Genomic DNA, 13,668 nt, shown 5'->3' with positions numbered 1-13,668 from the left:
TGGCCGTCGAGTGGCCCAACGACCTTTCGCAAACTTCCACCGCTCTCGCGTAGGCGTGAGCCGCAGTGCTTTCTTGATCACCAAAAGCCTTCGGCGGCAGCAGGGCTGCCTCAGGAAAGCGGCAGCAGGCTGCCGCAGTCCATGTCATATCACTTCTTCTTCCCAAGGTTCTTCAGCTCAGTCTCGGTCCACATCATCATGCGGCCTTTTTCTTGTTCGCGAATGCTGGTGACGGTTTTGGTTTCGACGGCGCTGGCGGTGTGTTCCCACTCGCGGCGGATGTAGGTGAGCACGCCGGCGATGTCTTCATCGGTGAGTTGGGGCAAAGGCGGCATGGCGAGGTTGTAGGTGCGGCCGCTGACTTTCACGGGGCCGGCGAGGCCGTGCATGACGATGCGGGCGAGCACGTCGGTTTTGCCGAGAACCCATTCGCTATCGACGAGCGGCGGCGCGAGACCGTCGAGACCGAAGCCGTGCGGCTGATGGCAGGCGGCGCAGAGCGTGGCGTAGATGGTTTTGCCTTTCTCAAAGAGGGCGGTCTGCTCAGCGGTGAGCGGTTTGATGACGGGCGGTGTGGGGGCGCCGGGTTTGCCGGGCCAGACGAGGCGTTTTTCGAGGTCAGCGGGCAGTTTGAGCTTCGGTGGGGATTTTTCGAGCCACACGAGCTTCACGGTCTTCGATTTGCTGTCGGTCTTGGCGAGGCCTTTGAGGATGGTGTCGCGGTTTTCGGGCGAGTTGGCGGCCAGATCGAGCATTTCGGCGATGGGACCAGCTTTTCCGGCGAGAGCGATCAATTCGGCCAAAGCACCGATGACGGCCTTGGAGCCATCCGAAGGCGTTTGGGCGAGTGTTTTGGCAAAGGCGGCTTCTTTGCCGCGCAGGCCGGTGAGGGCGGCTTCGCGGATGAGGGCGTTTTTGCCGTGTGTGGCGAGCAGCGGGGCCAATGCGGCCTCGTTGATCGTTTTGATGGCGAGGTTGGCGAGCACGAGCGGATGTTTTTCAGCAGCGAGCTCGAAAACGTAATCGCGAGGTGCCACACGCACCGCAGCGGCACGGACGTGCTCGCTTGGGTCGGTGAGAGCGGTCTTCACGATGTCTGGCGTGATGGCGGCGAGGCCGTCGAGCGTCCAAAGCGCATGCTCGCGGGCGATGGGGCTTTCGTTTTGCAGCAACTCCTTCAACGCGGGCACCGCAGAGGCATCGGCGGACTCGACGATGAGTCGCTGAGCGGTGTCGCGGACCCAGCCGTTGGCATGCGTGAGGAGTTTCGCGTCTTTCGTGACCTTCACGGGCTTGGCGTTGCTGCCTTCCGGCACGATGCGCCAGATGCGGCCCATGTTGAAGGGCTGCTCGAGTTTTCGCGCCTGGATGTTCGCGATGAGGTAATGCGTGAGGAAGCTCTGGTGCTGGATGATGCCGCGATACATGTCCACGAGGTAAAGCGCACCGTCGGGGCCGTTGCAGGCGTTCACAGGGCGGAAGCGCTCGTCGGTGGAGGTGAGGAATTCGCTGCCCTTCGCGGTGTTCGAGGCCTTCACGAGACCATCGGCCTCGCTCATCGTGAAGCGCTTCACCAAATTCGCGCTCGGCTCTGGCACGAAGGCATTGCCGCGATACGCCGATGGAAACGCATCGCCACGATAAATGAGCGCACCGCAGGTGGCGGTGGGACGTTGCAGCTTGCCGTCGGCGCTCAGTGTTTTGGCATCGTAACCGCGATTAACGCCGGGCGTGGGATGCGCAGGGTAGAGCGATTGATCGGCGGCGAGCTTCGCATTGATGCTGGTGGCATTGCGCAGCAGCGGATTGCGAGCAAAGGCCTCCGTCGGCAGCAGATCGGCGCGGAGCATGTCGCTGTTGTAGTTGAAGTAGAGCCTGCCGTGGTCGTCCTGGCAAAGCCCCCACTGACCGCGACCGAGCCCGACATCCTTCATCCACGTGCCGCCGCGCAGCTTTAGCCGCGAACTGTAACCCGCACACCAGATCGAGTTGTCCATCGCCCACACAGGCGAGTTCGCCATGTGCTCCGGCTGTCCGCCGAGCGTGCCGAAGTCCGTCGCCACGACTTCCTTCACGTCCGCGATGCCATCGCCATTCGTGTCTTTGCAGAAGAGCAACTGCGGCGGCACCGCGATCAACGCGCCACCATTCACCGCCATCACCGCACGCGGCATGACGACCTGGTCGAGAAACGCCGTCGCCTTGTCCATGCGACCATCGCCATCGGTATCTTCGAGCAGCGAAACACGTCCCGTCGGCTCCTTTTCCGTGCTGCCAGCCAGATCGTGCATGTAACCACGCATCTCGCAGACATAGAGCCGCCCCTGATCATCAAAGCTCATCGCTACCGGCGATTCGATCATCGGCTCACTCGCGACCAACTCGATGCGGAAGCCCTTTTCGACCGCGAAGCTCTTCATCGCCTCTTCCGGCGAAAGCGGCGCAGGAGGTGGCAGCTTGAACTTCAGCTCGACCTTCTCGGGGCCGGCGTTTTTGGAATGTACTGCCAGCGCTTGCGGCGCGAGCGAGAGACAAAGGAGGGCGATGAGTGGGCGCGTCATGGGGAAAATTTGGTCAAGGTGCTGAAGGTCAAGGCGTCAAGGGGTCAAGAGTGCCACGGACTCGCGTTTTGACGACCGCTTGACCTTCTTGACGGCACCTCTCACTTCTTCGCTTTCGGCTTCGGCTGCTCGGACGCTTTGATCGTCAGCGAAGGCACGGGCTCGGATTTGCCTGCGAAAGCATTCCACGCGCTTTGGAAGACAGCGGCATCACGCACGTTGCCTTCAGCGATGAGCCATTGGTAGCGCAGTTTGAAGGGCGCCTCTGCAGTCGCTTTGCCTTTGGGGAACATGCCGAAGCGACCGTAGTCGCGGTAGGCGGAGGTGGCGGTGTCCTTCGGGTTATCGGGGTGATTGAGGATCACGACGGTGAAGGTTTTGCCTTCGGTGGTGAAGATTTCGGCAGCCCAGGGCAGGTCTTTGACCTTGTGAGCGTCGATGTTTTCGCCGGGGAAGACGTAAGTCGTCGATTTCGTGTCCACGAGTTCGCTCGGGCGGAATTGAGCGCCTGCATGCTCGGGATCGCCATTCATGTCGGCTTCGCCGCTGATGGCTTTGATGGCGCTGTTCATTTCGATGCCGAGATAGAAGGGCTTGGCGGGCGTGGTGAAGCTGAAGCGGCGTTCTTCGGTGAGGAAGGGCGCGGTGGTGTCGCCCTGCCAGTCGATGTGGGCGGTGAAGGTGTTTTCGCTAGGCGTGACCTTCGTCACGACCTGATCGCCCTTCTTCATGTGCCAGCGGTCATAGGATTTGCCGTTGTAGCCAATCTTGCTGAAGCCGAGGAAGATGCCGCGATGATGCGTGAAGTTGAACCCCGCGCCTTTCGTGAGCCGCGTGGAGCCATCGGCGCTGAAGACGTGCATGTAAGGCTTGTAGGTCTCGTGATGCTTCTCCGGCGTGCTGAGATCATTCGCCATCATGAGCTTCGCCACGACCTTGCCGCCATTGGCGACCGCGACGTGGTCTTTGTCAGCGACCGTGATGTCGAAGGCGAAGGTGGGAAGAGTGAGGGCGAGGAATAGGAGGGTGTTTTTCATGGAAAGGGATGGAATGACGAAACCAGAGCCGAGCGAAGCGAGACAGACGAGTGAAACGAGCCCGGAGGGAGAACGAAGTGAATCAATGAGGAATGCCGAATCAATGACGAAGCACGAAGCGCCAAGTTTTCGGCATTCGAACTTTCTTCATCATTCGCCATTCTGGTTTCGTCATTTGAGGCGTCGCTTCAAGCAAGGATCTTCTTGATCACCTTCGCGCCTTCTACGCCACTCAGCCTTGCATCAAGTCCTTGGAACTTGAAGCTGAAGGCGTCGTGCTGGATGCCGAGTTGATGCAGCATGGTAGCGTGGAGGTCGTGGACGGTGGTGATGTTTTCCTGGGCGGCGTAGCCGAGATCATCCGTGCTGCCAAAGGTGAGGCCGCGTTGGATGCCGGCACCGGCGAGCCACATGGACATGGCTTTGTTGTGATGATCGCGGCCGATGGGGCCTTTGTTGCCCTGAGCCATCGGTGTGCGGCCGAATTCGCCGCTGAAAACGATGAGCGTGTCATCAAAGAGGCCGCGCTGCTTCAAATCGGTGATGAGGGCCATGCAGGCGCGATCGACTTCTTTGGCGCGGAGCGGCAATTCTTCGCGCAGGAGGCTGTGGTGGTCCCAATCGCGATGGTAGAGCTGGATGAAGCGCGTGCCGCGTTCGGCGAGTCGGCGGGCGAGAAGGCAATTCGACGCGAAGGAGCCATCGCCGGGCGTGCAGCCGTAGAGTTCGAGGGTTCTCGGGCCTTCGGGGCGGATGTCCATCAACTCCGGCACACTGGCCTGCATTTGAAAGGCCATTTCATACTGCGCGATGCGCGTGGCGATCTCGGGATCGTCGCAGAGTGCAGCGTGCTGTTTGTTCAGCGCATTGATCGCGGCCACGTCCGCGCCTTGTCGTTCGCGAGTGACGCCGTTTGGGCTGGTGAGATACAAAACGGGATCGCCCTGCGAGCGGAGCTGCACGCCTTGATACTTCGATGGCAAAAAGCCGCTGCTCCACTGCCGTGCGGCGATGGGTTGCGGCGTGCGGCCTTTGCCCGTGGACACCATAACGACGAAGCCGGGCAGATCCTCCGCCTCGCTGCCCAGGCCGTAGGTAATCCATGCGCCCATGCTCGGACGGCCCGCGATTTGAGCGCCGGTGTTCATGAACATGTGCGCGGGGTCGTGGTTGATCGCGTCCGTGGTCATTGAGCGCACGAGGCAGATTTCATCCGCCACGCTGCCGAGGTGTGGCAGCAGCTCGGAGAGCTCCATCTGGCACTGACCGTGTTTCGCGAAGCCAAACATCGGCCCTTTGCACACCAATTTCTGCCCCTGGAGCTGCGCAAGCTGCTGTCCCTTTGTGAACGACTCCGGCATCGGCTTCCCGTCCATCGCCGCGAGCTTCGGCTTGTAATCAAACAGCTCCAACTGCGACGGCCCACCCGCCATGGTGAGCCAGATGACGCGTTTTGCTTTTTGCGGCAGCGGCAGCTTGCCCAGCACGCCGCGTGAGGCCGCCCCGAGCAGCCCCGGACTCATCAGCGAGGCCAAAGCGATGCCGCCGAGACCTTGCGAGGTGCGGCCGAGGAAGGCGCGGCGGGTGTGGGCGCTGATTGAATTCATGGATCAGCTCCGCGTGACCGTTTCGTGCAGATTGAGCAGCACACGGGCGACGTGAGTCCACGCAGCGAGCTCGGGCTTGTTCGAATTGGCTGCGACAGGTGCAGCACCGGTTTGGAGCAGGGCTTCGGCGGCGGTGGGGTCTTTTTGGTAATCGGCGAGGTGTTTGGTGAAGAGAGACGAAAGCGTCTTCATTTCGTCGGCGGTTGGTTGGCGCTGCAAAGCTTGTTGGAAGGCCCAGGTGATGCGTTTGGCGATGTCGCCATCACTTTGCAGGATGCGGGCGCCGAAGGCGCGGGCGGCTTCGACGTAGGAGGGATCGTTGAGGAGGACGAGGGCTTGCTGCGGGATGTTGGAGCGGTTGCGCTCGGCGGTGCATTCTTCGCGGCTGGGGGCGTCGAAGGCGAGCATGGCCGGATGGGTGAAGCTGCGCTGCCACCAGGTGTACATGCCGCGACGATACAGGCTCTCGCCGCTGTCGTTTTGCCATTCGCGGGTGGGGAAGTTGAGGTTTTCCCAGTATTTGGCGGGCTGGTAGGGTTTGACGCTGGGGCCGCCGATTTTTGGCACGAGCAGGCCGGAGATGGCGAGGGCGTTGTCGCGCACGAGTTCGGCATCGAGGCGGAAGGCGCTCTGGCGGGCGCATTCGCGGTTGTAGGGATCGGCGGCGGTGAGTTCCATCGTGGAGGTGCTGACCTGCTGGTAGGTGTGGCTGGTGACGATGAGGCGGATCATGTGTTGCATGTCCCAGCCGCTGTCCATGAACTCGCAGGCAAGCCAATCGAGCAGCGCAGGATTCACCGGCGGCTCGCCTTGAGCGCCGAGGTCGTCGAGCACCTTGCTGAGGCCGGTGCCGAAGAACTGCTTCCACAACCGGTTCATGACGTTGCGGGCGGTGAGCGGATTTTCTTTGGAAACGAGCCACTGGGCGAGATCTAGACGTGTGAGGTCGCGACCTTCGATTTTCGGTTTGGGCAAGTAGCTGGGCAGAGCGGCCTTCACGATTTCGCCGCTTTCGTTCATCCAATCGCCACGCGGAAGGATGCGCACGGTGCGTTTTGTTTTATCGCTGACGGAGACAATGCACTTCGGAAGAGGATCGTAGAAGGCCTTGCGAGCCGCTTCGGCCTTCGTGACGGCATCGCGCTCGGCTTTGTGAAGCGGGCTGATTTTCGCGAAGTAGGCGTCGATCTGCTGTTTCTGCTTTGGATTGCGGTTTTTGGCCTTCAACAGCGCGGCGATGTCTTTGGCTTCTTTTTCCTTGTGATCCGTTTTGGCGGCAAACTCGGCCTCCCAGGCTTTTTGGGCCTTGTTGAGTTCTGGCTGCACTTTGGCGAGCATCTTTTTGGCCTCAGCGAGCTTTGCATCAAGCTCGGCGAGCTTCTTTTCGTTTTCCGGCGTGGTGACGAGCATGCCATCTTCGCGGCGGCCGAGGATGGGCTCTTTGATGTCGGCGAAAAAAGCGCCGAGGGTGTAAAAGTCCCGCATGGTGATGGGATCGAACTTGTGATCGTGACACTGGGCGCAGCCGGTGGTCTGGCCCATCCACGCATTGCCGATGGCGCGGACGCGGTCTGTGAGCATGCGCTGCTCGTAGTCCTTGGCCTGAGCGCCGCCTTCCTCGGTGGTAAGCAGCAGGCGGTTGAAGGCGGATGCGACGCGGGTTTCTTGAGTGGCATCCGGCATCAAGTCTCCGGCGATCTGCTCGATTGTGAAGCGGTCGAAGGGTTTGTGCTTATTGAACGACTGGATGACGTAATCGCGATAAGGCCAGACGTTGTGCGGGTTGTCGCTGTGGTAGCCGATGGTGTCGGCGAAGCGGACTTGGTCGAGCCACGCGATGGCCATGCGCTCGCCGTAGTGGGGGGATTTAAGGAGCTGGCTGACCAGCGCATCGAGCTTTTTGTCCGACCAGTCAGACAAGTCCGACGGTTTGGGCGGCAGGCCAAGCAAATCAAAGGAGAGACGGCGCACCAAAGTGCGTGCATCAGCTTTTGGTGAAGGTTTGAGACCGATTTCGCTCAGGCGCTTTTGCACGAGGTGATCGATGGGATTCACTCCAGCGGGGATGGAGGCTTTGATGGGCTTTTCATAGGCCCAGTGCTGTTGGTAGGTGGCGCCCTGCTCGATCCATTTTTTGAGGATGTCCTTCTGGCGCTGCGTGAGCTTCTTGTGCGAGTCCGGCGGCGGCATGAGGTCGTCTTGGTCGTCCGTGAGGATGCGGGAGACGAGTTCGCTATCCTTCGCATTACCAGGGAGGAAGGCTTTGGCCTTCACGGCCTCGTCGCGGAGGTCGAGCCGCAGATCAGCCTCGCGATGCTTCGGGTCGTTTCCGTGGCAGTAGAAGCAGTTGTCGCTCAAAATGGGCCGCACATCGCGGTTGAACTCGATTTTGGCCGGAATGGGCGGTTCGGCGGCGAAGAGGGCGATTGGGGCCAGGGTGGCGAAAAGGATAATTCTCATCATAAAATGTGTCACAGGTAATACGATTCGTTGAATGGGATATTCCCACTCCATGCATGGCAAAATCCAGCGCAATCAGCTCAGGGTCGAAATCAAATCCGCCACCGGATGCAGGATGAGGTCGCCGGAAACATTCTTCGGCAGGGCAGTGAGCAGCACAAAAGTGGTGTTCGTGGCCGGATCGGCCCAGGCGAGTGTGCCGGTGGAGCCGCTGTGGCCGAAAGCATGAGCGGAACAACCTTTGCCGAGGCTGGCGGTTCCGACCATGAAGCCGATACCGCGATGCGCTTCGAGTGTGGGCGTGCGATCCTGAATCATGAGGCGCGCCGTTTCCTCGCGCAGCACTTTGCCGTCGAAATGCAGAAAGCTGCGCAGGAAGATGGACATGTCGGACGCCGTGCTGTGCGCACCGCCCCACGGAGCGCCAAGGTTGCGCCAGTAATCGCTGTTCCAGTCCCACTCGCGGGCTTTGGGATCGCCGCCGCCGGCTTCGGGCGCGGCATGCTCTGTTTGCATCGGCACCATGTCGGACTTTTTGAATTTGCCGAGGCCAAGCACGGTGCGTGACATGCCGAGCGGCGTGAAGACGTGTTGCAGAAGAAAATCAGGCAACGGCATCTTCGAGACTCGCTCGACGATCTCCGCCGCGAGAAGGATTCCCATGCTTTGGTAGTGATACTTCGTACCCGGCGCGAACAGCAAGGGCGTGCGCACCGCGCCTTTCACGAATTCTGACAACGGCGCGTGCTGGGCACGAAGTTCGTTGTTGTTCTCCAACTGATCCGGCAGGCCGGAGGTGTGCGTGAGCAGTTGCTCGATGGTGACATCCTTCCGTGCGCCTTCGTTGAACTCAGGAAGGTATTTCACAGCTCGCTCCGAGAGCTTTACCTCGCCGCGATCCACCAGGATCATCACCGGGACGGCAGCGGCGAGCGGCTTGGTGATGGAGCCAAGCAGGAACATCGAGTCCACCTGCGCTTTGCCGAAGACATGTTGCGTGACCTGATCGCCACGGCACACATGCAGCACGGCGGAGTGAAGGGTGCCATTGTCGATTTGCGTTTGGATGATTTGGGTGGCGGTTTGCATGGCAGAGCTGGCTCCGTGGCCTCTCGTCGCAACGAGGCTGGCAAGCAAGGTGGAGAGAGTTTGACGGCGGTTCATCATTTGGTGGCTGGATTTGCGGCCTCCTTGGCCTGGATAATGAAATCGAAGAGTTGGCCGTATCGCTTGCCGTTGAGCGTGATGTCCATCGGCACCATTTGCACACCAGCGGGCAGTAATGCCGGATCGGCGGTGAGTTTGACTTTGAAGCTTTGACGCGACTTCGGACCGACAGTGCCTTCGAGCAAAGCCGGCTCGGCTTTCACGCCAGGCGGGAGTTGGAGGACGACTCGATGCTGCTGCAAGGTGTCGCGAAAGTTGCGCACGGTGATGCTCACATCGGCCTCATTCGCCACATCGACCCGATACGGATAAGCGCTGACCCAGTAGGGATCGTAGCCGTATTCATAGTCCTTGTCGGGCAGCAGGTCTTTGTATTTGCCGATCGCGCGCAGCGCCCAGTCGTGGTAGCGCTCGATGAAGTCCTTCGGCTCGGTCATGAGCACGCCGTGCGCGCCCATGATGATGTCCGGCTGGAGCTTTTGCAGATACTTCGCCGCCACGAGATAACCTTCCTCGATGATGGCGCTGTTGCGCGCGTTCACGCACTCGTGGCCGTTTTGCGCGGGATCGCTGGGATCGCCAAAGAGGTTGTCGCCAGTGAAGACGACCTTTTTTCCATCGAGTTCGAGCCAGAGCGCGTTTCCGAACTCCGTCTGGCCGGGCATCCAGTCGATGTGAAGTTGGTAGCCTTCCCATTCGATCACGTCGCCGGCCTTGAGCACGCGGTCGATCTTTGCCTTTTCAAATCCGGCGTTGTAGGCGCCGATCATCGCCGGGTAGTCGTAGAAGCGCGGGTTCTCGCACTTGTCGGCGATGGTGTCCATCGTCCAGAACTTCACGCCGTGATCCTGCAGCGCGGGGAAGAGCGTGAAGTGGTCGCCATGTGAGTGGCTGATCCAGCAGGCGTCGATCTGTTTGAGGCCGAGGTGCTCCTTCATGTCGCTGATGATGCGCTCGAGTACGAGCTTCGGGAACAGACCGCAATCCAGCAGCAGCGCGTGGCCGCTGTCGGCGATGAGGATGGCGAAATTCTTCCCCGCCATCTCCGGGCCGAACATGTAGAGGTGCGGTGTCACCTGCACGATGTAGTTTGCCTTCGTCGGCTTCGTGGCCGGGTGAGGTCCGCGTTTGGAGAGATTGTTCACCGGATAGCCGCGAATGTAATCGGGCCGGAAGTCGGCGAGCTTCTTTTCATAAGCCTCAAACTGCCTCGTCGCATCACGAATGACCGGACCCTGCGATGGAAACGCGGTCTCAATGCCCAGCGTGGCGAGTTTTTGCACGGAGGCGGTGAGCGCGTCGAGACCCTTGGCGAAACCGTAGTCCCACTCGGTGTCGAACCAGTTCGTCATCTTCGCGCCGTCATGCATCACGCCGCCGGTGAAGGCCAGTGTGCGGTCTTCACGCTTCAAAACGAAGCTCATCCCGCCCGGCGAATGGCCCGGTGTGCTCACGCAGGTGATATCGAAACCATTCCACGCGAAAACCTCGCCATCTGCCAGCACGCAGTCGATTTTCAGCGGCGCAGACGGCGGGCGCACATAGCTCGCGCCATGCACACTGTGTTTGTCACCAAGACGCGGATGCCATTTGCGGAACGAGAGCGGGTTTTCGAGGATCTCTTTCTCGATCTCCGAAGCCGCGACCTTCGTGACCGCGCGATCCAGCTTCGTCTCACCCTGGCACAGCTCGCGATGGTGATCCGTGAGCAGCACCCGCTCGACGTGCTTCACACCGATCTCCCCCAGATGCTCCAGCACGCTGCCATCGCCGAGATTGATGAGAACAGCCGCGTCCTCGTGTTTCAGCACATGCACGTTGCAGGTGTCCTGCCAGCGGTGAATGCCGGGCGCGACCTCCTCGAAGGAGGCCAAAGCCAAGCACGGCAAACTGAGCAGGAAGACCAGAAGACACTTCATGCCCCTACCAACGCCGCAGGAGTCAGCTTTGCTCCAAATTCACGATGCTACGGCCTCACTTCACAACCCCCTGACCTTTCAGCCAAAACAGCAAATCCGCGAACCACGGATGCTCCGTGCCGATGAGACCCGTTCCGTGGTCGCCGTGCTGGTAAAGATGTAGCTCGTGAGGGACGCCATTCGCATGCAAAGCGGCCGCGTAGAGCTGGGCGTGCTCCACGGGGACCAGTTTGTCCTCCATGGTGTGCCAGAGGAAGACGGGAGGCAGGCCGGGCTTCACCTGAAGCTCGCTGGAGGTCTGGCGGAGGAGTTTTTCATCGGGTGAGTCGCCGATGAGCATCTTCCGCGAGGTGGCGTGCGGCTTCGTGATCATGCTGATGACCGGATAGCACAGGATGGCGAGATCGGGACGTGGACTGATCTTGTAATCGCGACCATCGAGCAGGCCATCCTCGGGGCGGTTGATGAGGGTGGAGACGAGATGCCCGCCAGCGGAGAAGCCCATCACGCCGATGCGTTTGGGGTCTAGTTTCCAATTCGTCGCATTGCCGCGAATCTGAAACATCGCCTCCACCGCATCTTGAAGCTGCGCGGGATAGCGATAGCCCGCGCTGCCGAGTCGGTAGCGCAGCACAAAGACCGTCAGCCCCTGCTCATTGAGCCAGAGCGCAAACGGCTCCGCCTGGCCTTCGTAGATGCCGCTGTAGCTGCCGCCGGGGATGAGCAGCATCGCCGCTCCGCTCGGCTTGGCGGGGAGGTAAGGCGTGAGCGTCGGGATGTCCTTCGGCGTGTTGCCGAGTGCTCCGGGCGCACCGTCCGGCCAGAGCGTGATGCGCTTTTCAGCGGCGAGGAGCGAAAAGCACGGCAGCAGACACGCGGCGGCGAAAAGCGGGAGACAGTTCATCAAGGCGGGTTGTGAAAAGCTCACTCCAAGCCCGCTGCTTGCATGCGCTTGAGCGTGTAGGGGGTGAGGGGAGATTTGGGGTGGAGGCCCTCGCCGCGTTTATCGCGTTTACCACCGGGGGTAGCGCCGGGCGTGTGAAAGGTGGCGTTCCAATTGATGGCGTAGGGCGGGAACTCTTTCTGCATGACCACCGTGCGGTCCCAGTTGGCGAGCACGCGCGCTTTGGCGGCCTCGTCTTTGCCTTTGCTGGCCTCAAACTGCTGCATCGCAGCGCGGGTATCGACGGCGAGCTTGGCAAACTCAAAGCCGCAGCGGGTGAAATGCAGCCTCCGACGGAATTTTTCATCGGCAGAGATGAGTTTCGCAGCTGCGGAGTCGAGATGTGCCTGCGCTTGGGCAAAGAGTTCGGCCGTGTATTTCTGCGGAAGCTCGAAGGCCCGGAAGGGGCTTGGCTTTTCAACGACGAACTCCATGCGCGTGCGCTCCAGCAGCTGCCAGTAGGCTTTTGCGTCCGCCGCAGCGAGTCCGTAGCAGCGCTGGTAGTAGTCGTCCATCAGCGCTGCCACATCCGCTTTAGGATCCCAGGCAAGATGAGCGAGCGCATAGTAGAGCGGCCCCTGCGTGGACCAGTGATACCAGAACATGTCAAAGTAGAGGCCGAGGCACTGCGTTTCAGCCGCAAAGCGGAAGTCTTCAGCCAGTTGAGTGATCGGCACATCCGGCATGCCCCAGCTCAAACCAGCGGGATTGCCGAGATTGGGCCGCCACATGATGTGCTTCGCCTTCGCGGCCCATTCGGCGTGCTGCTTCATCGGTGTCTCACGCTCCTTCTTCCCGCGCATGGCAAAGTTGCCGACGTTGGCGATGATGACATTCTCATCCGGCATGGCGGCGATGGGCGCAGGACGGGAGTAGCCGTAGGCGAGGAGCTGGACGTAGAGCTCCTTGTCCGGAAAACGCTTTTTGAGCATCCGCCCGAGCGTGTTGGCAAAGACGACTTGGCGGTCGGTCAGCGCGGGGCGTTCCTCCTGTTTGCCACGCCAGCGGAAGGTGAACTTCTCGCCATCCGGATGATCTTTGGCGAGGCAGTCCTGGCACACACAGTGGCCGAAGTCATAGCCGTCATTCTCACTGACGTTGAAAACACGCTGCGTGGGATCGACGCGAAGCTGCTCCTCCACCTCGGTGAGCCACTGCTGCCAGACCTGTGGGTTCGACTCGCAGAGCTTGGTGTTGTTCGGTGTGGGATGCGGACTGCGTGTGCCGTCTGGCTGGAGGGCGAAGAACTCGGGGTTCGTCTTCGAATATTTTTCCCACCAGTGGCCGAAGCCGTGGCCGCCATCGATCTCCATGGAGTCGAGCTGCAGGCGCTGCACGCGTGCCCATTCCATGTCAGGGCCTTCTTTGTGATCACCCAGTTCGAGCTTGGTGAAAAGCCCCGCCCGTGCCCGGATCTGGGGATGATAGTGCTGCTCCATCGACGCGACGCTGATAGATGCTTGCTTGAGCACGTCGTCCTCACCCGGCCAGAGCCAGCGCACGCCCAGTTGATCCCGAATGAAGGTATAAACCGCATTCGCCGTGCCATACTCCTGCTGCATGCCTGTCTTCGTGCTCAGCCGGCCCTTCGCCTCCATGTGCTTCGGGTCCCAGCGGTCGCGCCCGGCGATGACCACATGCTTTTCATTCGCCGCGAAGACGATCTCTTCAGGATGTTTGAAATCGAAGTCCACCTTCGGAAACAATGCCTTCACTTCCGGCTGCACGCCGACCCAGATCGCGCTGTCCGGCGCTGGAGACGACGCACCGAGCATCACGAGCGGCTTTTTCCCGCTGATCTTCTCAATGTAACCCGCCATCACCTCCGCCGCATTCCGCGTGCGCGGCGGAGCGTCGGCAGAGACGATGATCGGCAAAGGTGGCGAGTCCTTCGAAGCGAGGACGAGATCGGCTGCGCGTGCAGGAACGGTGGCGGCCAGCACCGCGGCGATGAGTGTGAGCTTGTGATTCATT

General features: G+C 60.7%; 8 protein-coding genes. All 8 read right to left on the bottom strand.

Annotation, left to right across the window (positions count from 1 at the left end; all coding sequences use genetic code 11):
- Positions 1-149 precede the first annotated feature (149 nt).
- Complete coding sequence (locus ACILSE_RS04675) at positions 150-2,561, bottom strand: PVC-type heme-binding CxxCH protein (RefSeq protein WP_395716194.1); 2,412 nt, start codon at positions 2,559-2,561, stop codon at positions 150-152.
- Between the two features lie 101 nt (positions 2,562-2,662).
- A complete protein-coding gene (locus ACILSE_RS04670) occupies positions 2,663-3,598 on the bottom strand; it encodes a DUF6807 family protein (protein WP_395716193.1) in 936 nt (311 codons plus the stop codon).
- 188 nt (positions 3,599-3,786) lie between these two features.
- Positions 3,787-5,205: a DUF1501 domain-containing protein gene (locus tag ACILSE_RS04665; RefSeq protein ID WP_395716192.1), complete on the bottom strand. Its 1,419-nt coding sequence runs from the start codon at positions 5,203-5,205 to the stop codon at positions 3,787-3,789.
- Positions 5,206-5,208: 3 nt separating this feature from the next.
- Positions 5,209-7,668, bottom strand: coding sequence for a DUF1553 domain-containing protein (locus ACILSE_RS04660; RefSeq protein WP_395716191.1), 2,460 nt, complete (start codon positions 7,666-7,668; stop codon positions 5,209-5,211).
- 72 nt (positions 7,669-7,740) lie between these two features.
- Positions 7,741-8,754: a serine hydrolase domain-containing protein gene (locus tag ACILSE_RS04655; RefSeq protein ID WP_395716190.1), complete on the bottom strand. Its 1,014-nt coding sequence runs from the start codon at positions 8,752-8,754 to the stop codon at positions 7,741-7,743.
- Between the two features lie 74 nt (positions 8,755-8,828).
- Positions 8,829-10,751 carry an MBL fold metallo-hydrolase gene (locus ACILSE_RS04650; RefSeq protein ID WP_395716189.1) on the bottom strand — a complete coding sequence of 641 codons (1,923 nt, stop codon included), beginning with the start codon at positions 10,749-10,751 and terminating at the stop codon, positions 8,829-8,831.
- Positions 10,752-10,806: 55 nt separating this feature from the next.
- On the bottom strand, positions 10,807-11,655 hold the full coding sequence (locus ACILSE_RS04645) for an alpha/beta hydrolase (RefSeq protein WP_395716265.1): 849 nt from the start codon (positions 11,653-11,655) through the stop codon (positions 10,807-10,809).
- A gap of 20 nt (positions 11,656-11,675) precedes the next feature.
- The gene (locus tag ACILSE_RS04640) at positions 11,676-13,667 is read right to left on the bottom strand and encodes a DUF4838 domain-containing protein (RefSeq protein WP_395716188.1); all 1,992 of its coding nucleotides are present in this window, start codon (positions 13,665-13,667) and stop codon (positions 11,676-11,678) included.
- Between the last annotated feature and the right edge of the window lies 1 nt (position 13,668).

The sequence above is a fragment of the Prosthecobacter sp. genome (assembly GCF_044236155.1).
Classification (GTDB): Bacteria; Verrucomicrobiota; Verrucomicrobiia; order Verrucomicrobiales; family Verrucomicrobiaceae; genus Prosthecobacter.
This window is presented reverse-complemented; position numbering and strand designations above follow the sequence as displayed.

Excerpts from the sequence above, each read along its gene's own strand:
- ACILSE_RS04665 (WP_395716192.1), bottom strand. The coding sequence starts at position 5,205 with ATGAATTCAATCAGCGCCCACACCCGCCGCGCCTTCCTCGGCCGCACC.
- ACILSE_RS04670 (WP_395716193.1), bottom strand. The coding sequence starts at position 3,598 with ATGAAAAACACCCTCCTATTCCTCGCCCTCACTCTTCCCACCTTCGCC.
- ACILSE_RS04645 (WP_395716265.1), bottom strand. The coding sequence starts at position 11,655 with ATGAACTGTCTCCCGCTTTTCGCCGCCGCGTGTCTGCTGCCGTGCTTT.
- ACILSE_RS04650 (WP_395716189.1), bottom strand. The coding sequence starts at position 10,751 with ATGAAGTGTCTTCTGGTCTTCCTGCTCAGTTTGCCGTGCTTGGCTTTG.
- ACILSE_RS04640 (WP_395716188.1), bottom strand. The coding sequence starts at position 13,667 with ATGAATCACAAGCTCACACTCATCGCCGCGGTGCTGGCCGCCACCGTT.
- ACILSE_RS04660 (WP_395716191.1), bottom strand. The coding sequence starts at position 7,668 with ATGATGAGAATTATCCTTTTCGCCACCCTGGCCCCAATCGCCCTCTTC.
- ACILSE_RS04675 (WP_395716194.1), bottom strand. The coding sequence starts at position 2,561 with ATGACGCGCCCACTCATCGCCCTCCTTTGTCTCTCGCTCGCGCCGCAA.
- ACILSE_RS04655 (WP_395716190.1), bottom strand. The coding sequence starts at position 8,754 with ATGCAAACCGCCACCCAAATCATCCAAACGCAAATCGACAATGGCACC.